The sequence below is a fragment of the Castellaniella defragrans 65Phen genome, assembly GCF_000612685.1.
In the GTDB taxonomy this organism is placed as follows: Bacteria; Pseudomonadota; Gammaproteobacteria; order Burkholderiales; family Burkholderiaceae_B; genus Castellaniella; species Castellaniella defragrans.
The window spans coordinates 1,795,946-1,820,629 of record NZ_HG916765.1 but is presented as its reverse complement, the minus strand read 5'-3'; the positions used below and the strand labels follow the sequence as shown (position 1 = coordinate 1,820,629).

General features: G+C 70.5%; 19 protein-coding genes. 5 read left to right on the top strand and 14 right to left on the bottom strand.

What is annotated here, in order from left to right; all coding sequences use genetic code 11:
- Positions 1-12 precede the first annotated feature (12 nt).
- From BN940_RS08190 to BN940_RS08175, 4 genes are all read right to left on the bottom strand, one after another.
- Positions 13-1,158, bottom strand: a complete 1,146-nt coding sequence (locus BN940_RS08190; protein ID WP_084330582.1) for an ABC transporter substrate-binding protein — start codon at positions 1,156-1,158, stop codon at positions 13-15.
- An 80-nt stretch (positions 1,159-1,238) separates the two neighbouring features.
- Positions 1,239-2,213, bottom strand: coding sequence for a PDR/VanB family oxidoreductase (locus BN940_RS08185; protein ID WP_043681977.1), 975 nt, complete (start codon positions 2,211-2,213; stop codon positions 1,239-1,241).
- Positions 2,214-2,286: 73 nt separating this feature from the next.
- Entirely contained in the window at positions 2,287-3,330 is a 1,044-nt protein-coding gene (locus BN940_RS08180; protein WP_043681974.1) for an aromatic ring-hydroxylating dioxygenase subunit alpha, read from the bottom strand.
- 128 nt (positions 3,331-3,458) lie between these two features.
- The gene (locus tag BN940_RS08175) at positions 3,459-3,977 is read right to left on the bottom strand and encodes a MarR family winged helix-turn-helix transcriptional regulator (RefSeq protein WP_043681971.1); all 519 of its coding nucleotides are present in this window, start codon (positions 3,975-3,977) and stop codon (positions 3,459-3,461) included.
- Positions 3,978-4,192: 215 nt separating this feature from the next.
- On the opposite strand from BN940_RS08175, the gene BN940_RS08170 reads away from it, so the two are divergent.
- Positions 4,193-4,912, top strand: coding sequence for an alpha/beta fold hydrolase (locus BN940_RS08170; protein ID WP_043681967.1), 720 nt, complete (start codon positions 4,193-4,195; stop codon positions 4,910-4,912).
- A gap of 107 nt (positions 4,913-5,019) precedes the next feature.
- Here the strand turns inward: BN940_RS08170 and BN940_RS08165 are convergent, their stop codons facing one another.
- Together BN940_RS08165 and BN940_RS08160 are read right to left on the bottom strand one after the other, a co-directional pair.
- On the bottom strand, positions 5,020-5,871 hold the full coding sequence (locus tag BN940_RS08165; protein WP_043681963.1) for a class III extradiol dioxygenase family protein: 852 nt from the start codon (positions 5,869-5,871) through the stop codon (positions 5,020-5,022).
- 2 nt (positions 5,872-5,873) lie between these two features.
- A complete protein-coding gene (locus BN940_RS08160; RefSeq protein WP_043681960.1) occupies positions 5,874-6,233 on the bottom strand; it encodes a protocatechuate 4,5-dioxygenase subunit alpha in 360 nt (119 codons plus the stop codon).
- Positions 6,234-6,391: 158 nt separating this feature from the next.
- Between BN940_RS08160 and BN940_RS08155 the strand changes: the two genes are divergently transcribed.
- Positions 6,392-7,459 (top strand): helix-turn-helix domain-containing protein, encoded by a 1,068-nt coding sequence (locus BN940_RS08155; protein WP_052355703.1) that lies wholly within the window; start codon positions 6,392-6,394, stop codon positions 7,457-7,459.
- Here BN940_RS08155 and pobA read toward each other — a convergent pair.
- Positions 7,441-8,619, bottom strand: coding sequence for a 4-hydroxybenzoate 3-monooxygenase (gene pobA / locus BN940_RS08150; protein WP_043686414.1), 1,179 nt, complete (start codon positions 8,617-8,619; stop codon positions 7,441-7,443). The two genes, BN940_RS08155 and pobA, sit on opposite strands and share 19 nt — an antisense overlap.
- 191 nt (positions 8,620-8,810) lie before the next feature.
- Between pobA and BN940_RS08145 the strand changes: the two genes are divergently transcribed.
- A complete protein-coding gene (locus BN940_RS08145) occupies positions 8,811-9,773 on the top strand; it encodes a helix-turn-helix domain-containing protein (RefSeq protein WP_052355702.1) in 963 nt (320 codons plus the stop codon).
- Here the strand turns inward: BN940_RS08145 and BN940_RS08140 are convergent.
- Positions 9,710-11,107, bottom strand: a complete 1,398-nt coding sequence (locus tag BN940_RS08140; protein ID WP_043681957.1) for a sigma-54-dependent transcriptional regulator — start codon at positions 11,105-11,107, stop codon at positions 9,710-9,712. The genes BN940_RS08145 and BN940_RS08140 overlap by 64 nt on opposite strands.
- A complete protein-coding gene (locus tag BN940_RS08135; protein ID WP_052355701.1) occupies positions 11,104-12,975 on the bottom strand; it encodes an ATP-binding protein in 1,872 nt (623 codons plus the stop codon). Before BN940_RS08135 ends, BN940_RS08140 begins: the two co-directional genes overlap by 4 nt.
- Positions 12,976-13,262: 287 nt before the next feature.
- On the opposite strand from BN940_RS08135, the gene BN940_RS08130 reads away from it, so the two are divergent.
- Positions 13,263-14,639: a dicarboxylate/amino acid:cation symporter gene (locus tag BN940_RS08130; RefSeq protein ID WP_052355700.1), complete on the top strand. Its 1,377-nt coding sequence runs from the start codon at positions 13,263-13,265 to the stop codon at positions 14,637-14,639.
- A gap of 111 nt (positions 14,640-14,750) precedes the next feature.
- Here BN940_RS08130 and adhP read toward each other — a convergent pair whose 3' ends face one another.
- Both adhP and exaC read right to left on the bottom strand, forming a co-directional pair.
- A complete protein-coding gene (adhP, locus tag BN940_RS08125) occupies positions 14,751-15,779 on the bottom strand; it encodes an alcohol dehydrogenase AdhP (RefSeq protein WP_043681954.1) in 1,029 nt (342 codons plus the stop codon).
- Between the two features lie 141 nt (positions 15,780-15,920).
- Positions 15,921-17,447 carry an acetaldehyde dehydrogenase ExaC gene (gene exaC, locus BN940_RS08120; RefSeq protein ID WP_043681950.1) on the bottom strand — a complete coding sequence of 509 codons (1,527 nt, stop codon included), beginning with the start codon at positions 17,445-17,447 and terminating at the stop codon, positions 15,921-15,923.
- A 361-nt stretch (positions 17,448-17,808) separates the two neighbouring features.
- On the opposite strand from exaC, the gene BN940_RS08115 reads away from it, so the two are divergent.
- Positions 17,809-19,761 (top strand): sigma-54-dependent Fis family transcriptional regulator, encoded by a 1,953-nt coding sequence (locus tag BN940_RS08115; protein WP_084330580.1) that lies wholly within the window; start codon positions 17,809-17,811, stop codon positions 19,759-19,761.
- Between the two features lie 151 nt (positions 19,762-19,912).
- Here BN940_RS08115 and rpoD read toward each other — a convergent pair whose 3' ends face one another.
- The 3 genes from rpoD to rpsU all read right to left on the bottom strand — a co-directional run bounded on the left by rpoD (position 19,913) and on the right by rpsU (position 24,639).
- Positions 19,913-22,108: an RNA polymerase sigma factor RpoD gene (gene rpoD, locus BN940_RS08110; protein WP_043681948.1), complete on the bottom strand. Its 2,196-nt coding sequence runs from the start codon at positions 22,106-22,108 to the stop codon at positions 19,913-19,915.
- Positions 22,109-22,443: 335 nt separating this feature from the next.
- The gene (gene dnaG, locus BN940_RS08105) at positions 22,444-24,426 is read right to left on the bottom strand and encodes a DNA primase (RefSeq protein ID WP_043681946.1); all 1,983 of its coding nucleotides are present in this window, start codon (positions 24,424-24,426) and stop codon (positions 22,444-22,446) included.
- Positions 24,427-24,639 (bottom strand): 30S ribosomal protein S21, encoded by a 213-nt coding sequence (gene rpsU, locus BN940_RS08100; RefSeq protein WP_043681943.1) that lies wholly within the window; start codon positions 24,637-24,639, stop codon positions 24,427-24,429.
- Positions 24,640-24,684: the final 45 nt, after the last annotated feature.

Sequence of the window (24,684 nt, the reverse complement as noted above, 5' to 3'; positions counted from 1 at the left end):
ACGCCCGCCAGGCTACATCTTCCCCGGATCCTTGACGGCTTCGACCGTGGCGAACTCCACGTTCTGCAGCACGCCGTCGACGCGCTCGACCTTGCGGATGTAGACGTTCTGGACGATGTCGCGCGTCCGCGGGTCGATTTCCACCGGGCCGCGCGGGCTGGTCCACTTCATGCCCTTGACCGCCGCCATGAAGGCGTCGCCGCCGGCGTCGCCCTGGGTCTTTTCCAGGGCCTCGCGGATCAGGCGCATGCCGTCGTAGGCCGCCACGGCCACCATGTTGGGCCGCGTGCCGGGATAGGCCCGGGCGTAGGCTTCGACGAAAGCCTTGTTCTCCGGCGAGGCATGCGCCTGGGAATAATGGAAGGAGGTGATCATGCCCAGGGCGTTGTCGCCCATGGCTTCGAGCACGTCCTCGGTGACCACGTCGCCGGTGGCCAGCAGCCGGATGCCGGCGTCGGCCAGGGCGCGTTCCTTGTAGCTCTTGGCGAAGGCGACGCCTTGTTCGCCGTTGGGCACGAACAGGAAGATCGCGTCCGGCTTCGCGTCCTTGATCTTCTGCAGGAAGGGCGCGAAATCGGGGCTGGTGAGCGGCGTGTGGACCTCGCCCACCACCTCGCCGCCGGCCTGGGCGAAGGTCTTCTTGAACTGGGCCGCCGCGTCGTGGCCCGGACCGTAGTCGGCCACGGCGACGTAGACCTTGCGGATGCCGTTGGCCGCCGCCCAGCTCGCCATCGGCGCGGCCACCTGAGGCAGGGTCATGGACGTGCGCACGATGTAGGGCGACTTCTCGGTGATCGAGGAGGTGGCGGCGTTCAGCACCACCATCGGCACCTTGGCCTCGGTCGCCAGGGGCGCCACGGAGAACGCGCCCGGCGTCAGGCCGAAGCCGGCCAGGATCTCGGCCTTGTCCTGGATCAGCAGGGTCTGCGCCTGGCGCTTGCTGATCGAGGGCGACACGCCGGTGTCGTCCTTGTCGATCAGCACGATCCGCCGGCCCGCCACCGTGTCGCCGTGCTCCTTCAGATAGAGCCTGGCGCCGTTGACCATCTGCTGCCCGGTCGAGGCGAACGGCCCCGACAGCGGCAGGATCATGCCGACCTTCAGGTCCTGGGCCTGGGCCGCGCCCAGCCCTCCGGCCGCGAAGACGCAGGCGGCCATCAATTTACCGATCGTATGCTTCACGTTGTCTCCTTGTCTTGTCATCGTGAAATGCGTGCAATGAAGGCGCCGTCCCGTGTCTACAGGTCCAGCACCAGCAGCGGGGTCCGCGCGCGCGAGCAGCACGGCGTGAACTGGTCGTTGGCCGCGTGCTCGGCCTCGGTGAGATAGCTGTCCCGGTGGTCCGGAATGCCCGCGCGCACGCCCGTCAGGCAGGTGCCGCAGATGCCTTCCTCGCAGGACACGGGAATGAACACGCCCTGCCGGTCCAGCGCCGAGGTGATGGTCTCGTCGGCGGGAATGTCGAAGACCTCGCCGGTGCTGGCCAGCTGGACTTGGAAGGCCGTGTCCCCTTCGGCCGGGGCCGCGGGGCACTGGTCCTCGTCCAGGGCGAAGCGCTCGAAGTGGACGCGCGCCTCGTCCACGCCGGCGTCGCGCGCCTGATCGCGGACGAAGTCGATGTAGCCCGACGGCCCGCAGACGTAGACGTGGGTGCGCGCATCGGCCGCCGCCAGCACGGCGCGCGCGTCCAGGGCGGTGTCCGGCTCGTCGTCGAAATGCGCGCGGGCGTGCCCGGCCAGCGCCGAATCCAGGATCTCGTCCAGGAACGCGGCGCGGTCGCGGCTGCGGCAGCTGTAATGCAGCTCGAAGGCCGCGCCCGTCGCCTGGAGGCGGCGCGCCATGCACAGCAGCGGCGTGATGCCGATGCCGCCGGCGAACAGCAGGCTGCGCTCGGCGGCCACCAGCGGGAAGCGGTTGCGCGGCGCGCTGATGCGCAGCAGGTCGCCGACCTGCACGAGGTCGTGCACCGCCGCCGAGCCGCCGCGCGACCGCGGCTCGCGCAGCACCCCGATCAGGAAGCGGGACCGCTGCAGGCAGTCGTTGAGCAGGGAATACTGGCGGATGTAGCCGCCGGGCAGGTGCACGTCGATGTGCGCCCCGGGCGAGAACTCCGGCAGCAGGCCGCCGTCGGGGTCCACCAGTTCGAGGCTGACGACGTCCCGGGCGGCCTGATGCTTGCCGGCGACCCGTACGGACAGGGATTCGGTGATCATGTCTTTCTCTTTCCAATCGGCCCGGCCGGCATGCCGGGCCCTGTTTCGATCCGTCTGGCTCTTGCGCGGTCCTTCAGCCGGCGACCGCGGCTTCGGCCTCGGCCTGGACTAGGTCGTCGAGGATGCGCCGCGCCCGCACGCCGCCGGCGTCGATGTTCAGGGCCAGCAGCCGGCGGCCGGGGAAATCCCGCAGATTGCGCTGCTGCGCCTCCAGCACGGCCAGGTCCTGGCTGAAGATCCTGCCCTGCCCCGCGCGGATGGAGTCGGTCAGCGCGGCGTCGTCCGGCTGGAAATGGCGCGCCATGCCCCAGAAATACCAGTGCGAGGATTCGGTCTCGGGCGTCATGAAATCCACCACGACGGCCGAGACCTTGTCGCGCGGATCGGCCTCGAAGCCGCCCTTGCCCGCCAGCGCCACGCCCACGTCGATCAGCACGCGGCCCGGCGCGGTGAAGCGCGACATCTGCCAGCGGTCCACGCGCGCCTGGTCGTCCAGGCCGTGCGCCCGCATGGCCGCCTGCCAGAAGGGCGGCGCGACGACGCCGTGCATGACGCGGCTGGTGACGACCTGGTCGCCTTCCATGCGGGTCTGGACCGGCGCCTCGTCGATCTCGCCCTGGCCGATGCTGTCGGCGTGCACGTAGGCCTCGTGGGTCAGGTCCATCAGATTGTCGATCATCAGCCGGTAGTCGCAGCCGATATGATAAAGCCCCCCGCCGTAGGCCCATTCCGGATGGCCGGCCCAGAACAGGTCGGGAATGGCCGCCTCGTCGGCGCGGGCGGGGTCGCCGGGCCAGATCCAGACGAAGCCGTGCCGCTCCACCACCGGATAGCTGTGGATACAGGGAAAGCCGCCCACGCGCTGCTTGGGCATGGAGACGGCCTTGCCGTCGCAGCCCATGACCAGGCCGTGATAGCCGCACATCAGGTTGCCGTCCACCACCGCGCCCAGCGACAGCGCGGCGCCCCGGTGGGGACAGAAATCCTCCAGCGCCGCGACCCGGCCCTGCGCGCCGCGGTAGAGCACCACGGGTTGGCCGCAGATCGTGCGCCCCAGGGGCTTGTCCGTGACTTCGTCGGGCATGCAGGCCACATACCAGGCATTCTTGGGAAACATCGTCGGTCTCCTGGCGGGCCGCACGCGGACGCGCGGCTCGTGTTCATGGTTGAGAGGAATATTCAGTACACTGAACATTTAAACGTATCCTATTTCCCCGGACGACGATGCCATATCGGTGCTTACCCTTAGACCCTGCCAGCGACAGGGTTTCCTCCCGCCTCCGCGGCGGCGCCCGGCCGCGCCGCCGTCAGCGGGGCCCGGCTCTGGTGGTTGTTCACGTCCACCAGCTTCTGCAGCAGCGCCATGAAGCGGGCCTCTTCCCGGGGCGAGAATTTCTCGAAGATGCGCCGGTGCAGCCGGCCGATGGCGTCGTTGAGCCGCCACAGCAGGTCGCGGCCCTCGTCGGTCAGCGTCAGGATCCGCTGGCGGCGGTTGGCCGGGTCCACCCGCCGCGACAGCAGGCCTTTTTCCTCCAACCGCGTCGCCACGCTGGCCGCGGTGGACGTGTCGATGGCCGCCAGGCCCGCCACGGACACCTGGTCGATGCCGGGATGGTCCAGCAGCACGCACAGCACGGCATACTGCATGGGCGTGACCTGGTTGCCGATCTCGTCGTGGAAGATCGAGGCCGAAATCTGCTGCGCGCGTCGCAGCAGGTGGCCGGGCTGGGTATAGAGGGGTTCTCGCAGGATCGGATCGGACATGCGGACGTTTCACCGGAAACCGCCGGGCGCGCGGCCGGAAGGACAGACGGGCGGGCGCCGCCCCCGCGCCCGGCGGACGGCGCGGACCGGAGCTCAAACCCCGTCCCGGCCGTCCCGCATTCGATTATCGTCCAGACCGGGGCCGGCGCGCGAGCCGGCCGGCCGGCGCGGCCCGCGCACGCATCCATCCCCCACCGTCATTTCCAGGAGACTTCATGAACGATACGCGCCCCACCTTCGTCCTGCTGCACGGCCTGCTGTGCGACGCGGACACCTGGGCCGACTTCATCGGCCCGCTTTCGCGCCTGGGCCACGTCCTGGCCGCGGACCTGAGCGGCATCGATTCCCTGCCCGAGGCGGCGCGCGAGATCCTGGCGCGCACGACCGGGCCGCTGATCGTGGCGGGGCATTCGATGGGCGGGCGCGTCGCCCTGGAAATGGCGCGCCGGGCGCCGCGGCGCTGCCGCGCCCTGATCCTCATGAACACCGGCTACCGGGGGCTGGGCGAAGGCGAGAGCGAAAAGCGCATGGCCCTGGTGCGCGCCGCCCGGGCCGGCGGCATCCAGGCCATCGCCGACGGCTGGCTCGACGGCATGATCGCGTCCGCGACGCGCGGCGACGCCGCCCTGATGGCCAGGATGCGCGCCATGGTCCTGCGCTCGACGCCGGATTCCTTCGCCGGCCAGATCCAGGCCCTGATCGGCCGGCCGGACGCGAGCGGCCTGCTGGGCCGGCTCGCCTGCCCCGTGCTGCTCATGAGCGGCACCGAGGACCGCTGGAGCCCGCTCGACCGCCACGCGGACATGGCCTCCAGGGTGCCGGACGCGACCCTGGAGGCCATCGGGGGCGCCGGCCACATGGCGCCGTTCGAGGCGCCCGCGGCCTGCCTGTCGGCGATCACCGGCTGGCTGGCGCGGCGGGGGCTTTCCGGCTGACCCCGCCGGGCCCGCATTCAGCCGGGGCGCCAGGCGGGAAGCCGGAGACGGTGCTGCCGCCCGGCGAGGCGAACCGACGGCGCGATACGGCCGAAGACCAAGCCGGATCAGGCCGGTTCCAGCACCAGCAGCCCGGTGGCCGTGTTGGAGATCGGCACGTGGTAGTGCGCGTGGTGCTGCTTGACCGGGATGTCGTCCAGGGCGCCGCGCGCCGCCACCCACATCAGCAGTTCGATGCCCTGCGTGCCGGTGAGCTCCACCAGCTCTTCGTTGGAGTACCGGGTGATCCATTTCGGATCGTCCACCAGGCTTTCCATGAACTGCTGGTCGAAGGACTTGTTGATGAAGCCGGCGCGCTCGCCGTCGAGCTGGTGCGACAGGCCGCCGCTGGCGATGACGAGCACGCGCCGGTCGTCGTCCCAGGATTCGATCGCGCGGCGCAGCGACTGGCCCATACGGTAGCAGCGCGCGGCCGAGGGATACGGCGCCAGGACGGTGTTGATGCACACCGGCACGATCTCCACCGGCCATTCGCCGGCTTCCTTGCCTTCCGGCCAGAGCAGCGCCAGGGGCAGCGACACCGAGTGGTCGACCAGGGCTTCCTGGCAGGTGGTGATGTCGAATTCGTCCGCGACCAGGGTCTCGACGATGTGCCAGGACAGGTCCACGCAGCCGCGCGCCGCCGCCAGCGGCGGAATGCCCCAGCCCTCGTCGGCGTTGCGGTAGACGTCCGCCGCGCCCACGGCGAAGGTCGGCATCTTGTCGAGGAAGAAGTTCAGGCCATGGTCGTTGTGCACGATGACCACCACGTCGGGACGCTCGCGCGCCAGCCATTCGCGCGCCTTGCCGTAGGCGTCGAAGAAGGGCTTCCAGTACGGATCCTGCTGCTTCTGGTGGGCCAGGGCGCCGCCGATGGCGGGGACGTGGGACGTGCTGATGCTGCCGATGAGATGTGCCATGGTCATGCTCCTGCCGCAACGAGTTTGGCCTGGAAGGCCTCTTTGGTGACGCCGGTCTGCTGGGCGCCGATGTCCTGCATGTCCAGACCGAAGATGCCCGCCAGCTTGGCCAGGTAGTAGGGGTGGCCCCCGGCGGCGATCATCTTCAGGACCTGGCGGCTGCGGACGGCCTCCTTCTGCGCTTCCGTCAGGTTGTAGCGCGTCATGTAGGCTTCCTCGTCCCGCAGGAAGGCTTCGCGGCACTCGGCCGCGTTGAAGCTGAAGCACATGCGGTTCAGGGCGTAGCCGATGCGGGCCAGGTCGCCATCGAAGATCATGGTGCCGGGGATCTCCCGCCGGCGCTTGCGTGTCGCTGCTGTCATTGATGTCTCCTTGTGGTTGAGAGAGGTCCCACCGCGCCGATGTCGCGGCGGGTACGGACAGGCCCATGGTGACGCAGGACGGATCTTTGGAGAATGGACTTTTGATTTTTAAAAATGTACATTTCGTGGATGCATGCCCCCACTCCCGGGAGGACCCCATGGAGTCCCTGACGCCGGCGCCGCCGGCCCATGACCACACTGCCATCCCCATCTATAAGCTGTATGGCTACGGCAACGTTTGGACCGCATCGGACCCGCTCTACTGCGAAACCATCGCGGCCCAGGAAAAATTGCACAATTGGCATGTGACGGCCCACAAGCACACGGACCTGTTCCAGGTGCTGTTCCTGGAGTCGGGCGAGGTCACGGTGGTGCTGGACGGGCGCGAGCGCACGCTGCGCCCGGGGCGGCTGGTGCTGGTGCCGCAGCGGGTGGTGCACGAATTCATCTTCCGCCCGGGCTCGAACGGCTACATCCTGACGCTGACCTACGCGCTGCTGCACGGGCTGTGCGCGCGCTTCGGGCTGGCGCTGACCGCCGCCACCGATCCGGCCGTGCTGGTGATGGGCACGGACGAGGCCGGCCGGCACGTGGCCCTGAGCTTCCGCCAGCTGGACCGCGAATACCGCGGCCTGCACAGCCCGCAGCGCGGGCCGCTGCTGGAATCGCTGCTGTCGGTCATCCTGGTCTGGATCCATCGCCAGGGCTACCCGGCCAACCCGGCCGCCGCCGGCGTCGATCCGGGCAGCCAGCACCTGACGCGCTATGCCCGGATGATCGAGGACCACCACGCCCGCCAGCACCGGGTGGCCTGGTACGCGCAGCGCATCGGCGTGACGCCCGCCCACCTGAACGCCGTCGTCCAGGCCCTGACGGGCAAGTCCGCCCTGGAACTGATCCACGAGCGGCTGCTGCTGGAGGCCCGCCGCGAGCTCATCTACACGCCGCGCCCCATCGGCGCGATCTCCGATTCGCTCGGCTTCGCCGACCCGGGCTATTTCACGCGCTTCTTCAAGCGGCTGACGGGCGTCTCGCCCAAGGACTTCCGCCGCCGGGCGCTGGCGCCCGGCGCGGAGCCGCCGGCCGAATTATCGGCCGAACTGCCGGTCGAACTCCCCGCGGAATGGCCCGACGGCCCGTGGGCCGAGCCATCGGCCGGGCCGCCCTGCCTCGCGGCGGGCGCGCGCGGCGAACACGCGCATGCGGATCAGGCCACCGGCTCGTAGGGCAGGCCGACGTAGTTTTCCGCGATGGTGGTCAGGCCGGCCCGGGTGCTGGTGTAGTAGTCCTGCTCGGCCTTCTGGATGCGCTGGCTGAAGGCGTCGTCGTCGAACGTGTGCAGCAGCATGCTCATCCACCAGGAAAAGCGCTCGGCCTTCCAGACGCGGCGCAGGGCGATTTCCGAGTAGCGGTCCAGCAGCTCGGGGCGCCCCTCCAGGCAGGCGCCGCGCAGCGCGTGGTAGAGCGTGTAGACGTCGCTGGAGGCCAGGTTCAGGCCCTTGGCGCCGGTCGGCGGCACGATGTGCGCGGCGTCGCCCACCAGGAACAGCTTGCCGAACTTCATCGGCTCGGCCACGAAGCTGCGCAGCGGCGCGATGCTCTTCTCGATCGAGGGGCCGGTCACCAGCTTGGCCGCGACGTCCTCGGGCAGGCGGGCCGACAGTTCCGTCCAGAAGCGGTCGTCGGACCATTCCTCGACGTGCTCGGCCAGGCTGCACTGGATGTAGTAGCGGCTGCGCGTGTGCGAGCGCATGCTGCACAGCGCGAAGCCGCGCGGGTTGTGGACGTAGATCAGCTCGTCCTCGACGGGCGGCGTGTCGGACATCAGGCCGAGCCAGCCGAAGGGATACACGCGCTCGAATTCCTTGATCCTGTCCTTGGGCGCCGACTTGCGCGAAACGCCGTGGAAACCGTCGCAGCCGGCGATGTAATCGCATTCCAGCGTCTTCTTCCGGCCCTGGTGGGTGAAGGTGACGCGCGGCCTGCCGTCCAGGAAATCGTGCAGCTGCACGTCCTCGGCCTCGTAGCAGATGGGCGCGCCGCTCGCCTGGCGGGCGGCCATCAGGTCGCGCGTGACTTCCGTCTGGCCATAGACCAGCACCGACTTGCCGGTCAGCGCCTTCAGGTCGACGTGCTCGCGCCGCCCCTGGAAGGACAGCGTGATGCCGCCGTGCACCAGGCCCTCGCGGTCCATGCGCTCGGACACGCCGGCCTCGCGCATCAGGTCGACGAAGCCGTACTCCAGCACGCCGGCGCGGATGCGGCCCAGCACGTAGTCGGGCGTGTGGCGCTCCAGGATGACATTGTCGATGCCGCAGCGGTGCAGCAGCTGGCCCAGCAGCAGCCCCGAGGGGCCCGCGCCGATGATGGCGACTTGCGTCTTCATATGTTCCTCCATTCTCTTTCCAGGTGAAATCTTTGCAGGTGGCTTTTTCCAGGGGCCGTCTCCCCGGCGGGCGGGGCGGCGGACGATCGCCCGGGTCCGGTCCGTGCCTTTGCCGGGCACCGAGCGTGGAACAGATAGTGCGCCCGCCCAAGCCCTTTTGGAATGGACTTTTGAGGATTAAACTTGCCAGGATGAAATATTTCGATCATGCGCCGATCTTCAAGCTCTACGGCGGGCGGGAAGAATGGTCCGGAGCGGAGCGGGTGCATTGCGAAACCATCGCCTCGCGCAGCCGCTTGCACAATTGGCATATCCGGCCCCACCGGCATTCGGGGCTCTACCAGATCCTCCACCTGCAGCGGGGCCGGGCCGTCGTCTGCCTGGACGAGGCGCGGCACGCCGTGGACGGGCCCGCGGTCATCGAGGTGCCGCAGGCCTTCGTGCATGGATTCGAGTTCGACGAGGACTGCGCCGGCCACGTCGTGACGATCGCCTATCCTCTGCTGATGCGTCTGGTCCGCCTGCTCGGGCCGCGTGCCGCCCCGCCGCCGCAGCCGGTCCTGCACGCCCTCGCGGACGAGGACGGCGCGAACCTGAGCGAGGCCTTCGCGCAGCTGAACGCCCGCTACCTGACCCAGGAGGAGTTCCGCGACGCGCGCATCGAGGCCTGGCTGACGCTGATCTACGCGCGGCTGCGCAGCCGCCGCCCGGGCACCGAACCCGGCGCCCCGCCCCGCCCGCGGGGCCTGGAACACCACACGCGCTTCGGCGAACTGCTGGAAGCCTCGTATGCCGCGCACCACGACGTGGCCTGGTACGCGGCGCGGCTGGGCATGACCGCCGCGCACCTGAACGTGATCACCCGCGCCCATGCCGGCAAGTCCCCGCTGCAGCTGATCCACGAGCGGCTGGCGCTGGAGGCCGGACGCAGCCTGATCTACACCTCGATGACCATCGGCGAGATCTCCGACGCCCTGGGATTCTCGGAACCTGCGCATTTCACGCGCTTCTTCCGCAAGGCGGCCGGGGAGTCGCCGCGCGCGTTCCGCCGGCGCGCCTGGGAGCAGGGCCGCGCAGCGGCCGCCCCGGCTCAGGCGCCGGGCTCGTCCGCCGGCGCGGCGCGGGCCTCGTCCGCGGCGCCCGGGCGCGCATAGGCCTGCCGGTCGATGCCGTAGCGGCGCAGCTTGTCGTAGAGCGTCTTGCGCGGCAGCCCCAGCGCCGCCAGCGTGCCGCGGATGTCGCCGCCGTGGGCGGCCAGGGCCTCGCGGATCAATTCGGCCTCGTAGCGCTCGACGCGCTCGGGCAGGCTGCCGGCGTCTCCCGCCGGCGCGGCCGGGTCCGCCGCCGGGACCTGCTGCACGCCCAGCGCGCAGCGGTCCGCGAAATGCGCCAGTTCGCGCACGTTGCCGGGCCAGTCGTGGCGCATCAGGTGGCGCCACAGCGCGGGATCCACCTGCGGCGCCGGGCAGCCGAAGCGGCGCGCGGCCAGGCCCGCGAAATGAGCGAACAGCAGCGGGATGTCCTCGCGCCGCTCGCGCAGCGGCGGGATGTTCACCGTCACGACGTTGAGCCGGTAGTACAGGTCCTCGCGGAAGCGCGCGCGCAGGGCCGGATCGCCCAGGTCGGCCTTGGTGGCGGCCACCACCCGCAGGTCCACGGCGCGCTGCTCGTTGGTGCCCAGCGGCGCGACCTGGCGCGTTTCCAGCACGCGCAGCAGGCGCACCTGCATCGCCGGCGACATGCTCTCGATCTCGTCGAGGAACAGCGTGCCCCCGTCGGCATGCTCGATGCGGCCCACGCGGCGCTTCTGCGCGCCGGTGAAGGCGCCGGCCTCGTGGCCGAACAGCTCGCTCTCGATCACGGACTCGGGCAGCGCGCCGCAGTTGATGGCGACGAAGGGCGCGTCCCGCCGGCGGCTGAGCCGGTGCAGGACCTGGGCGACGACCTCCTTGCCGCTGCCGGTCTCGCCGTGCACCAGCACGTCCACGTCGGCGTCGGCCACGTGCCGCAGCAGCTCGCGGATCCGCACGATGGCCGGCGCGTTGCCGATCAGCATCGATTCCGCGGCATCGCCCTCGCGCTCGGCCTGCGCCCGCAGCCGGCGGTTTTCCAGCACCAGCCGCCGCTGCGCCGCGCCGTGGCGGATGGCGGCCAGCAGCCGCTCGGGCGCGTAGGGCTTGGAGAGGAAATCGTAGGCGCCCTCGCGCATGGCGCCCACCGCCATCTCGATGTCCCCGTGCCCGGTGATGAGGATCACGGGGATCTCCGGGTCCAGGCGCCGCACGTGCCGGAACAGCGTCAGGCCGTCCATCTCGGCCATGCGCACGTCGGTGACCAGGACGCCGGGGAACGTGTCCGTGAGCAGGTCCAGGGCCTCCAGCGCGCTCGCGCAGGCGCGCACGGACACGCCCTGCAGGTCGAGCGCCTGCGCATTGGCGTCGCGCACGTCCGCGTCGTCGTCCACGAACAGCACTTCCACGGGATTCATGCTCCCTCCTCCATCGGTTCCAGTGCCACCTCGAATGCCGCGCCCCGCGCGGCGTCGAGCGCTTCGAGCGTGCCGCCGAACTCGGCCAGGATGTCGCGCGAGATCACCAGGCCCAGCCCCACGCCCTGCGCCCGGGTGGTGAAGAAGGGCGTGAACAGGTGCTCGCGCGCGGCCGGATCGATGCCCGGCCCGTTGTCCTCGATGCGCACCCGCACCCGCCCGCCGGCGCGCGCGACGCTCAGGCGCACGCAGGGGCGTTCGGCCTGCGCGAGGGCCTCCAGCGCGTTGTGCAGCAGGTTGACGAAGACCTGCTCCAGGCGCATGGCGTCGGCCCGCACCCGGGGCGACGGCCCGGCGCGCCCGTCCTCCAGGCGCACGCCCTGCCGGCCCAGGCGCGGCCCGACCAGCATCAGCGCGCCATCCAGCGCCGCGTCGAGCTCGACCGCCTCCACGCAGGCCACCCGCTTGCGCGAGAAAGCCCGCAGCTCCTGGGTGATGCCGCCGATGCGCTCGGTCAGGCGGGCGATGGTGGACAGGTTCTCGTGCGCGCGGTCGGGCTGGCCGCGCCGCAGGAATTCGCCGGCATTGTCGGCATAGGTCCGGATCGCGCCGACCGGCTGGTTGATCTCGTGCGCCACGCCCGCCACGACCTGCCCCAGCAGCGACAGCTTGTTGGCCTGGACCAGTTCGTCCTGCATCTCGTGCAGGCGCGCCTCGGCGCGGCGGCGCTCGTCGATCTCGGCGCGCAGCCGCTCGTTGGCGTGCCGCAGCTCGCCCGTGCGCACGCGCACCTCGGCTTCGAGCGCGTCGCGCGCCGCCTGCAGCGCGCGCGCCCGCCGCCGCCGCTGCGCCGCCCACCACCCCGCCATGCCCAGGGCGGTCAGGACCAGCAGGGTCAGCGCCTGGGCGGCGAGCGCGGCCTGGGCCAGGGCGGCCGACACGGGCTTGAGCAGATGCAGGCGCCAGCCGTCCATGTGCGCCACGGCCTGCTCGACGTGCAGCACGCGCGCGCCCTTGTCCAGGCCGGCCGCCGCGCGCGTCAGGCGCAGCAGGGGCGCCGGGGACAGGTCCTCGTCCACCAGGAACGGCTCCAGGGGCAGCGGATCCAGGGGCGCCGCGCCGAACTGCAGGCTGGCGCGGACCTGCACCGCCTCGACCGGCGACATGGGCCGCGCCACCCGGTAATGCCAGTCCTCCGGATAGCCCAGCAGCACCACCTGGCGCCCGTCGGTGACGAACTGCGGCATGCCGCTGCGGGCCCAGGCGGATTCCAGGTCGCGGAAGCCGATCTTGAGCACCACCACGCCCAGTGGGCCGTGCGCGCCGTCGATCCGGCGCGACAGGTACAGGCCCGCCTCGTGGCTCACCACCCCGAGCGCGAAATGCGCGGCGTCGCGGGCGGCCATGGCGTCCCTGAAATACGGCCGGAAGCGGTAGTCATGGCCGACGAAGGAATCCGGCTCGCGCCAGTTGCTCGCCGCCACGGTCCAGCCGCTCGCGTCCAGCACGTACAGGACGGAAGGCCCCAGTTCCCGGCTCAGCGTCTCCAGGCGGCGGTTCAGCGCCTCCAGCGCGGCCGGGGCGGGGGATTCCAGCGCGGCCTCCAGCGCCGTGTCCTGCGCCAGCACGCGCGGAATGGCGCGGAACTTGTCGAGCTTGTGGCCCAGCGCGGTGAGGCTCAACTGCGCCGAGACGCGCGCCTGGGATTCCAGATCGCGCAGGGCGCGCTCCCGCGCCCAGGCGCCGGCGCCCCAGAGCGCGCCCGCCAGCAGGGCGGCTGCCGCGACGGCCAGCAGCCAGCGCACCAGCCAGACGGATGGCCGGCGCCCGGAGGCGCGCGCGGCGGCGGAGGGAGGGGGGAGAGGCATGCTCGTCCTGGCGGAATTTCGGACATTCTACCGCATGGGTGTGCGGAATTCCGCCAAGCCCGGATCCGGAGGGCGGCGGTCCGGCAGCCGGCATGCCGCCGCCGGCGCGGGAAAATTCTTTCCAATCAATCGGATACTGTCCATTCCGGAGCGTCCGGAAAAACTGGCATGGAGATTGCTTTGTCCTTCTGCGGCGGGTCTTGCGAGGATGCCGCCTTCCCTTGAAAAAGATGCCGGGGCCGATGCGGCGGACCCGCCCCGCCCGGCCCTGTCTGGAGACACAGACCATGCTCGATATCCCGACCCGCGCCCTCCCCGCGCGCAAACTGCCGTTCTACCGGATCCTCTACGTCCAGGTGCTGTTCGCCATCGCCGTGGGCATCCTGCTCGGGCACTACGCGCCCGCGCTGGGCGAAGCCATGAAGCCCCTGGGCGACGGCTTCATCAAGCTCGTCAAGATGATCATCGCCCCGGTGATCTTCCTGACCGTGACGACCGGCATCGCCGCCATGAGCGACCTGAAGAAGGTCGGCCGCGTCACGGGCAAGGCCATGCTGTATTTCCTGACCTTCTCGACCCTGGCGCTGGTCATCGGCATGATCGTCAGCCACGTCGTGCAGCCCGGCGCCGGCATGCACATCGATCCGGCGTCCCTGGACCAGGGCGCGGTGGCCACCTACGTGTCCAAGGCGCACGATTCCACCATCAGCGGCTTCCTGATGAACATCATCCCGGCCACGATGTTCAGCCCCTTCGTCAGCGGCGACATCCTCCAGGTCCTGTTCGTCGCCGTGCTCGCGGGCATCGCCCTGGCCATCATCGGCGAACGCGCCAAGCCGGTGCTGGACCTGCTCACCGCCCTGGCCGCGCCGGTCTTCAAGATCGTGGAGATCCTGATGAAGGCCGCGCCCGTCGGGGCCTTCGGCGCCATGGCCTTCACCATCGGCAAGTACGGCATCGGCTCGGTGCTGAACCTGGCGATGCTGGTGGGCACGTTCTACGCCACCGCCGTGCTGTTCGTGCTGCTCGTGCTGGGCGCGGTGGCCCGCTACAACGGCTTCTCGATCCTGAAGCTGGTGCGCTACATCCGCGAGGAGCTGCTGCTGGTGCTGGGCACCAGTTCCTCGGAAGCCGCCCTGCCCACCCTGATGCAGAAGATGGAAGGCGCCGGCTGTTCCAAGTCGGTCGTGGGCCTGGTGATCCCCACGGGCTATTCCTTCAACCTGGACGGCACCAACATCTACATGACCATGGCGGCCCTGTTCATCGCGCAGGCCTGCGACATTCCCCTGAGCCTGGGCGACCAGATCCTGCTCCTGCTGGTGGCCATGCTCAGCTCCAAGGGCGCCGCCGGCGTCACCGGCGCCGGCTTCATCACGCTGGCGGCCACGCTGTCGGTCATCCCCTCGGTGCCGGTGGCCGGCATGGCCCTGATCCTGGGCGTGGACCGCTTCATGTCGGAATGCCGTGCGCTCACCAACCTGGTGGGCAACGCCACCGCCACCGTGGTGGTGGCCCGCTGGGAAGGCGAGCTGGACACGCGCCGCCTGGACGCGGCCCTGTCCTCGGGCGAGATGCCGACGGACACCGCCGCCCAGGCCCAGCCGCTCGGCCTGGTCGAGCCCCAGGGCCAGGCCGCCCTGCGGGTCGGCCAGGCGGCCTGAGGCCGGGGCGGCGGCCGGGCCGCGCCCGCCCGCGCGGGCCGGCCGCGGCGCAATCCCGCCCGGCCGGCTCCGGGACCGGGATCAGGTCGGGGATCAGGTCCGGGCCCCGGCCTAGGCCGCCATGTCGAGCACGACGCGGCCGTCGATGCGGCCCTGCAGCATGCGCTCGAAGACCTGGTTGACGTTCTCCAGCTTCTCGGTGGAGACGGTGGCCGCGACCTTCCCGGCGCCGGCGAAATCCAGCGCCTCCTGGAGATCCAGGCGGGTCCCGACGATGGAGCCGCGCACGGTGATGCCGTTGAGCACCATGTCGAAGATCGGCAGGGGGAAGTCGCCCGGCGGCAGGCCGTTCAGGGCGATCGTGCCGCCGCGCCGCGCCATGCCCAGGGCCTGCTCGAAGGCCTTGGGAGACACGGCGGTCACCAGCACGCCGTGGGCGCCGCCGATTTCGCGCCGCAGGTACGCCGCGGGATCGGTTTCCCGGGCGTTCACCGTCACCTCCGCGCCCAGCCGGCGCGCCAGCGCGAGCTTGCCGTCGTCGATGTCCACCGCCGCGACGTTCAGGCCCATGGCCCGGGCGTACTGGACCGCCATGTGGCCCAGGCCGCCGATCCCCGAGATCACCACCCAGTCGCCCGGCTTGGTGTCGGTGACCTTCAGGCCCTTGTACACGGTGACGCCCGCGCACAGGACCGGCGCGATCTCGACGAAGCCGACGCCATCGGGCAGGCGGCCGACGTAGTCGGCCTCGGCGACGGTGTAGCGGGCGAAGCCGCCATTGACCGAATAGCCGGTGTTCTGCTGGCTCTCGCACAGGGTTTCCCAGCCGCCCAGGCAATGCGCGCAATGCCCGCAGGCCGAATACAGCCAGGGGATGCCCACGCGGTCGCCTTCCTTGACGTGGCGCACGCCGGCTCCCAGGCCGACCACGTAGCCCACGCCCTCGTGGCCCGGGATGAAGGGCGGCTTGGGCTTGACCGGCCAGTCGCCGTGCGCGGCATGCAGGTCGGTATGGCAGACTCCGGATGCCTCGATCTGCACCAGGATCTGGCCCGGACCGGGCCGGGGCACGGCGACTTCCTCGATCGCCAGCGGCTTGCCGAATTCGCGTACGACGGCGGCTTTCATGGTGGTTTCCATCGATGTGTTCTCCTTTTTCCGGCCAAAGGCTCCCCCGGCGCTCCGGCGGAGCGCCCTTCTTTTCGGAGCCCGGCTCTGATTTGAAAGACTGGGAAAGGCTGAATGAAGGACGCCGGCCATCGGGCCGGCGTCACGTCTGCGTCAGAAGAACCCGAGCGCGTCCGGGCTGTAGCTGACCAGCAGGCACTTGGTCTGCTGGTAGGCGTTCAGCGCCATCTTGTGGTTCTCGCGGCCGATGCCGGACTGCTTGTAGCCGCCGAAGGCGGCGTGCGCCGGGTAGAGATGGTAGCAGTTGGTCCAGACCCGGCCGGCCTGGATCTGGCGCCCGACGCGGTAGGCCTGCGAGCCGTCGCGCGTCCACACCCCGGCCCCCAGGCCGTAGTCGGTGTCGTTGGCGATGGCGATGGCCTCGTCCTCGTCACGGAAGGTCATGACGGAGGCCACGGGGCCGAAGATTTCCTCCTGGAAGACGCGCATGTCGTTCTCGCCGAACAGCAGCGTGGGCTTGACGTAGAAGCCCTGGTCCAGGCCGGCGCCGGGCACGTTGCGCGCCCCGCCCGTCAGGCAGCGGGCGCCTTCCTCGCGGCCGATGTCGATGTAGCCCAGGATCTTGTCCATCTGCGCCTTGGATACCTGGGCGCCCAGCATGGTGGAGGCGTCCAGGGGGTGGCCGGTCTTCATGGATTCGACCCGCTTGACGGCGCGCTCGATGAAGCGGTCGTAGATGGATTCCTGGATCAGGATGCGCGAGGGGCAGGTGCAGACCTCGCCCTGGTTCAGGGCGAACATGCTCAGGCCTTCCAGCGCCTTGTCGAAGAAGGCGTCTTCCTGGTCCATCACGTTGGCGAAGAAGATGTTGGGGCTCTTGCCGCCCAGCTCCACCGTGCTGGGGATCAGGTTGTCGGCGGCCGCGCGCAGGATGTGCTTGCCGGTCGGGGTCGAGCCGGTGAAGGCGATCTTGGCGATGCGCTTGCTGGAGGCGAGCGCCGCGCCGGCTTCCTTGCCGAAGCCGTTGACGATGTTGAGCACGCCGGGCGGCAGCAGGTCGCCGATCAGTTCCATCAGCACCAGGATCGAGGCCGGCGTCTGCTCGGCGGGCTTGAGCACCACGCAGTTGCCCGCCGCCAGGGCCGGGCCGAGCTTCCAGGCGGCCATCAGCAGGGGGAAGTTCCAGGGGATGATCTGCCCCACGACGCCCATGGGCTCGTGGAAATGGTAGGCCACCGTGGTCTTGTCGATTTCCGAGATGCCGCCTTCCTGGGCGCGGATGCAGCCGGCGAAATAGCGCAGGTGGTCGACGGCCAGGGGCAGGTCCGCCGCCATGGTCTCGCGCAGCGGCTTGCCGTTGTCGATGGTCTCGGCCACCGCCAGCAGGCGCAGGTTCTGTTCCATGCGGTCGGCGATGCGCAGCAGCACGCCGGCGCGCTCCGTCACCGAGGTCTCGCCCCAGGCCTTGCGCGCGGCGTGGGCGGCATCCAGCGCGGCCTCGACGTCGGCGGCGTCCGAACGCGGGACCTCGCAGAACACCTGCCCGGTGATCGGCGAAAGGTTGTCGAAATACTGCCCCGCGGCCGGCGCCACCCAGCGTCCGCCGATGTAGTTCTCGTAGTGCTTCTTGTAGGGAAAGCCGATATCGATGCCAAAGTGCTTCAGGTCGGTCATGTCCATGTCTGTCTCCTTGGTAGGGGGCCGGACCCTGCGCGGGCGGGACCCCGGACGCGCCGCCGCGCTGCGCGGCGGTGCTCTCTTCCGTCAAAGCAAGGACCGTGCCAACTATCGCCCGGCACTGCCCGCGGTCCCGGGCGGAATCGGCGCGCGCCGCCATGCCGGGCCGCGGACCGGAGCGGCGGCAGGCGCCGCGCGGTTCTCCGGACGCGGCTTTCAAAGACCGGGCCACGGTGGCATACTGGATCCGATTCGGCTTCCAAAACATGGACTTGTCGCATTTTGCGACAAGCCGCGCCGCAAGCGGCGACAGTCTTCGGCGCGGATTGCGACAGCATCCGCGACACCCCGCACGGAGGACTCCATGCAGACACCGCCCACGATCCACCTGGCGCCGGGCGCCCGCCCGCAGGCGGCGGCGCGCATCCATCAGTCCTGGGCGCGCTGCGCCGACCTCGATCCCGCATTGCTGGCCGATCCCAATCCCCTGCCCCGCGCCGACCTGGACCTGCGCCGCGAGGCCCACCGGCACCTGTTGCGCGCCGCCGAGCCCAGCCTGGGGGCGCTGGGCACGCTGGCGGATTCGGCGCACAGCGTCGTGCTGCTGGCCGACCCCAGCGGCCTGATCCTGCACGAACGCGGCAGCCGCAGCTTCCAGGACAAGGCGCGCCGCGTGGCGCTGCAGCCCGGCGTCAGCTGGGCCGAGCCCCTGCGCGGCACCAACGCCATCGGCACGGCCCTGCACGACGGCCGCGCCGTGCGCATCCACGGCGCGGAGCATTTCCTCGCCTGCAACAGCATCCTCAGCTGCCACGCCGCGCCCATCTTCTCGGCCACCGGCGAGATCCTCGGCATCCTCGACCTGTCCGGCCCGGCCGACGACATGCGCGACACCATGCTGGCCCTGGTGCAGCGCATGGCGCGGGGCATCGCCGACCAGATCCTGGGCGAAAGCCCGCTGCGCCGGCTGGATTTCCGCCTCGGCCGGGGGCCGGAGGACGACGGCCACGCCCTGCTGCTGCTGGACGACGATGCCCGCATCGCCGGCGCCAACGAGGCCGCCCTGCGCGCGCTGGACGCCGACTGGGGCCGCCTGATCGGCACGCCCTGCGCGCAATGGATCGACGGGCCGCTGCGCAGCCGCGACGCGCCGCTGCACCGCCACGACGGCCAGCCCCTGACCGGCCGCCTGATCGGGCCGCCGCCCGCGCCGGCACGCCCCGCGCCCGCGCCGCCGGCAACGGCGCGGCCCCCGGCCCCGGCGCCCGTCCGCCCCACGGCCCGTCCCCTGCCCGAGCCCGACGCGGTCAGCAGCCCCCTGCTGGACCAGGCCGTGCGCGCCCTGGACACGGGCCTGGCGGTCCTGCTGTGCGGCGAGACCGGCACGGGCAAGGAAGTCCTGTCGCGCCACATCCACGCCCGCAGCGTCTGGCGCACCGGGCCCTTCGTCGCCATCAACTGCGCCGCCCTGCCTGAGCACCTGGTCGAATCCGAACTCTTCGGCTACGAGCCGGGCGCCTTCACCGGCGCGCGGCGCGAAGGCGCGCGCGGCCTGCTGCGGCAGGCGCAGGGCGGTGTGCTGTTCCTGGACGAGATCGGCGACATGCCGCTGGCGCTGCAGACCCGGCTGCTGCGGGTCCTGCAGGAGCGCGAGGTCCAGCCGCTGGGCTCGGACAAGCGCGTGCCCCTGGAATTCGGCCTGATCAGCGCCAGCCACCAGGACTTGAAGTCACTGGTGGCGCAGGGCCGGTTCCGCGCCGACCTGTACTACCGCCTGCAGGACATGCCGCTGCAGCTGCCGCCGCTGCGCGCGCGGCCCGACCTGGCGGCCTTCATCGGCGACGCCTACCGGGCCCTGGAGGGCCACCTGGCCGGCGATGCGCTGGCCGCGCTGGCCCGCCACGACTGGCCGGGCAATTACCGGGAACTGTTCAGCGTGCTGCGCCGGCTGCGCTGCCAGCACCCGGGGCCCGCGCCCGTCGCGGCCCGCGACCTGCCCGGAGACATCGCGCCGCCGGCCTGCGCGCCCGCCGGTCCAGACGGCATCGGCCCAGGCGGCATCGGTGCGGACGGCATCGGTCCAATCGCCCTCGCCGATGCGTTCCGCGGCGGGGCGCCGGCGGCCCGGACCGGTGCCGGCATCGGCACCGGCCTGTCGGACACGGACACGGGTGCGACCCCGCCGGCCGCCGGCCTGCGCGCGCTGGAACGCCAGGCCATCGAACAGGCCCTGCGCGCCTGCCAGGGCAACGTCAGCCGCGCCGCGCGCCGCCTGGGCATCCACCGCAGCACGCTGTACCGCAAGCTGAAAGGCTGAGGCGCCGGGAGGATGGGATGCTGAAAGGCCGGGACACGGACGGTTCAGCGAACCGGAAGACCGGGACGCTGAAAGACTGAAGCGCCGAAATTGAAACGGGGCCGCCCGAAGGCGGCCCCGTCGATCCGGCAACGGCCCGGAAAAGCCCCGATCACTGCCCTTCGAGGAAGGACTTCAGCTTGTCCGCGCGGCTGGGGTGGCGCAGCTTGCGCAGGGCCTTGGCCTCGATCTGGCGGATGCGCTCGCGCGTGACGTCGAACTGCTTGCCGACTTCTTCCAGGGTCTGGTCGGTGCTCATCTCGATGCCGAAGCGCATGCGCAGGACCTTGGCTTCGCGCGGGGTGAGCGAATCCAGGACTTCCTTGACGACGTCGCGCATGGAGCCGTGCAGCGCCGAGTCCGACGGCGAGACGGTGCCGGTGTCCTCGATGAAATCGCCCAGGTGGGAATCGTCGTCGTCGCCGATGGGGGTTTCCATCGAGATCGGTTCCTTGGCGATCTTGAGGATCTTGCGGACCTTGTCTTCCGGCATGTCCATCTTCTGCGCCAGCGTGGCGGGATCCGGCTCGGCGCCGGTCTCCTGCAGGATCTGGCGGTTGATCCGGTTCATCTTGTTGATCGTCTCGATCATGTGCACCGGGATGCGGATGGTGCGCGCCTGGTCGGCGATCGAACGGGTGATGGCCTGGCGGATCCACCACGTGGCGTAGGTGGAGAACTTGTAGCCGCGCCGGTACTCGAACTTGTCCACGGCCTTCATCAGGCCGATGTTGCCTTCCTGGATCAGGTCGAGGAACTGCAGGCCGCGATTGGTGTATTTCTTGGCGATGGAAATCACCAGGCGCAGGTTGGCCTCGGTCATTTCGCGCTTGGCCTTGCGGGCCTTGGCTTCGCCGGTGGCCATGCGCTTGTTGACGTCCTTCAGGTCCTTCAGGGGCAGCACCACGTTGCGCTGCAGTTCGATCAGCTTCTGCTGGATTTCCTGGATCGCCGGGGCGTGGCGCGCCAGGGTCTCGGAGTAGTCGTGGCCGGCGGCGACTTCCTCGTCCACCCAGCCGAGATTGGTCTCGTTGCCGGGGAAGGCCTTGATGAAGTGGTTGCGCGGCATGCCGGCGCGGGTGACGCAGATCGCCATGGCGGCGCGCTCCTGGGCGCGGACTTCGGCGACCTGGGCGCGCAGGGCGTCGGCCAGGCGCTCGACCATCTTGGCGGTGAAGCGCACGCCCATCAGCTGGGCGTGGATGGCCTCGCGCGCCTGGACGTAGGCGGCGGAACGGTAGCCTTCGGCCTCGAAGGCCTGGCGCATCCTGTCGAACCAGACTTCGACTTCGTCGAAGATCTTGAGGGCCTTGGTGCGCAGGTATTCCAGCTGCTTGCTGCTCATGCCGCCGGCCGGGCCGTCGTCCTCGTCCGAGGCCACGCCGGAGCCGGCGTAGTCCTCGCCTTCCTCGTCGATCAGGCCGTCCACGACCTCGTCGATCTGGGCCGAGCCCTCGCGCACGCGGCGCACGTGTTCCAAGATCTCGTTGACCGTGGTCGGGCAGGCCGCGATGGCCATGACCATGTGCTTGAGGCCGTCCTCGATGCGCTTGGCGATCTCGATTTCGCCTTCGCGGGTGAGGAGCTCGACCGTGCCCATTTCGCGCATGTACATGCGCACCGGGTCGGTGGTGCGGCCGAAGTCCGAATCCACGGTGGTCAGGGCGGCCTCGGCCTCGTCCTCGACGTCGTCGTCGCTGGCGGCCGTGGGCACGTTGTCGCTCATCAGCAGGGTCTCGGCGTCCGGCGCCTGGTCGTAGACCGAGATCCCCATGTCGCTGAAGGTGCTGATGATGCCGTCGATGGCCTCGGCGTCCACCAGGTCGTCGGGCAGGTGGTCGTTGATCTCGCCGTAGGTGAGGTAGCCGCGGTCCTTGCCGAGCTTGATCAGGATCTTCAGGCGGTTGCGCCGGGCTTCCTGTTCCTCGGGCGTCATCTGGCTGCGCGAGGGGCTGTCCTTCTCGCCCTTGGCGCGCTTGCCGCCGCGCTTGGGCAGCGGCTTGAGGTCGGGAATGACCTCGCCGTCCTCGACGTCGTCGTCCACGTAGTCGGCCCCGTCGCCGCCGGCGTTCTTGGCCGGACGGCCGGGCTTGCGCCCCGAGGGCACGGCCTTGGCGGCCTTTTTCACAGCCGCGGGCTTTTCAGCCGCGGCCTTGCGGGCGGCCTTCTTGGCCACGGGCGCTGCGGACTCCGCAGCAGCCACCCCGGCCGACTTCACCTCGGCTTCGGGCGCGACGCCCGCCGCCTTGGTTTTCTTGGCAGCCGTTTTTTTGGCGGCCTCGGGGGCCTTGCCAGTTCCTTGGGTCATGTGTGGGTTCCGTAGGGGTGCACCGCGGGTTGTACCACGATATGCGACAACTTATTGAAAACCATATAGTTTACTGCATCCGGCAGACAGTGACATTTTCAAACCGTGACATCTCTCCACCTCCCGGCCTGCAGGCCGGTCGGATTCACCAGGCACACTGCAGTCCGCAGAGGACTGCCGTGTGTCCCGGTTCATCCACCTCGCCGCTTGCAAGCGGCTCGGATTCGGCCGGCACGGTGCATCTTCAGCCGCAGCATCCCCCCACCTCCCGGCCTGCAGGCCGGTCGGATTCGGCCGGCACAGGACAGTCCGCAGGGACTGTCCTGTGTCCGGCCTCATCCCGCTCCCGCCTTGAGGCGGGCCAGGCGGCGGCTGAGCTCCTGGTAGCGGCGGCGGTCTTCCGCCGTCTCCAGCCCCGATTCGATCAGCCGGTCGCACTGGTCCTGCACCGTCTGGCGCTCGATGGCCCGCAGGGCGTCGTCCCATTCGGCCTGCGGATCGGGCAGGTCCTGGGCCATCAGTTCGGTGGACAGGTCCTGGATCGCCCGCGCGAGGTCCGATTCCGGGTCGGCGGCCTGCAGCAGCGCCCCGGCATGCGCGGCGCCGCAGGTGCTGGCCAGGCCGATGAGCTGCCTTACCAAACCCAGATGGGGATGATGGGCGAGCAATTCAAGCTGGTGGTCGCCCAGCCCGGCCACCAGGGCGGGATGCGCCAGCAGCAGCCGCAGCAGCCGGCGCGCCATGGGCGTGACCTGGCGCGATCCCCCGCCCCGGCGCGGCGGGCGGCCGGGCGCGCGCGGCGCCTGCGGCGGCGCGGCGTCCAGCCAGGGCGGCACGGCATCCGGCGCCAGGCCCGCGCCGAAGTCCCCGGCGCCCGGCCAGGGGCCGTCTTCCGGCTCCGGCGCATGGCCGCCCTGCGCCCGGGCGAACCGCGCGGCGCCGCCCGGGGCGGGTGCCGCGCCGCCCTGCCCCTGCCCGGCGGGCCGGCGCCCCGTCCCGGGGAGCGGTCCGGGAGCGCCGGCCGCCGGCGCGGCGGCCAGGAGCTGCGCCAGTTCCTCGGGCGTCAGGCGGACCTGGCGGGCGAATTCGCGCTCCAGCTGCAGGCGGAATCCGCCCTCGGGCATCTGCGCGAACAGCGGCCGGGCCTCGTGCACGCAGGCGGCCCGGCCCTCGGCCTCGTCCAGGTCGTGGCGCCCGGCCAGCTCGTCGAGCATGAAGCGCGACAGGGGCACGGCCTCGTCCAGATAAGCGCGCAGGGCCTGGACGCCGTAGGCCCGCACGTAGGAGTCCGGATCGTGGCCTTCCGGCAGGAACAGGAAGCGCATGGAGAGGTCTTCGGCCACCCAGGGCAGGCAGGCCTGCAGGGCCCGCCAGGCGGCCTTGCGCCCGGCGCCGTCGCCGTCGAAGCTGAAGACGATGCGGTCGCTGGCGCGGCGCAGCTTGCGCAGGTGCTCGGGCGTGGTGGACGTGCCCAGCGTCGCCACGGCGTTGTTCAGCCCGTACTGGGCCAGGGCCACCACGTCCATGTAGCCCTCGACCACCAGCACGCAGCCCTCGGCGCGGATGCCGGCGCGCGCCTCGTGCAGGCCGTAGAGCTCGTTGCCCTTGGAGAACAGGCCGGTCTCGGGGGAATTCAGGTACTTGGGCTCGCCCGGCTCGATCAGCCGGCCGCCGAAGCCGATCAGCTGGCCGCGCTGGTTGTGGATGGGGAACATGATCCGGCCGCGGAAGCGGTCGTGGCGCCGGCCGTCCTCGGCCTCGATCACCAGCCCCGATTCCAGCAGGGCCGGGTCCTCGTAGTGCGTGAAGACCGCCGCCAGCCCGCGCCGGTCGCGGCTGGCCCAGCCCAGGCCGAAGCGGGCGGCGATCTCGCCGCTCAGGCCGCGGCGCTTCAGGTATTCGACGGCCTCGGGGGCCTGCTTCAGGGCGGCGCGGTAGTGCGCCTGGGCCTGCTCCAGGATGTGCTGCTGGCGCGAGCCTTCCTCGCGGCGTTCGCGGTCGGCGGCGCGCTGGCGGGGGCTGCGGGGTTCTTCGGGCACGGTCATGCCCACGCTGGCCGCGAGGCTGCGCACGGCCTCCGGGAACGGCGCCCCGGTGTGCTCGCTCAGGAACCGCAGCGCGGTGCCGTGCGCGCCGCAGCCGAAGCAATGGTAGAACTGCTTGGTCGGGCTGACGGTGAACGAGGGCGTCTTTTCATTGTGAAAAGGGCACAAACCCAGCAGGTTTGCGCCCCCTTTGCGCAGCTTGACGTACCGGCCGACGACGTCGACGATATCGACGCGCGCAAGCAGTTCCTGAATGAAGGATTCAGGAATCAATCAATAGAGTCGCGGCGGCAGTTGTTGGCTGCGGATGCGCTTGTAGTGACGCTTGACGGCGGCGGCACGCTTGCGCTTGCGCTCGGCCGTGGGCTTTTCATAAAACTCGCGCGAGCGCAGCTCGGTGAGAAGCCCCGTCTTTTCGATGGTGCGCTTGAAGCGCCGCAGGGCAGCCTCGAAGGGCTCGTTTTCTTTGAGGCGGACAATCGGCATGTAAATCCTTGAAAGCCTGTAAATTCATGGACGTCGGAAATTCGA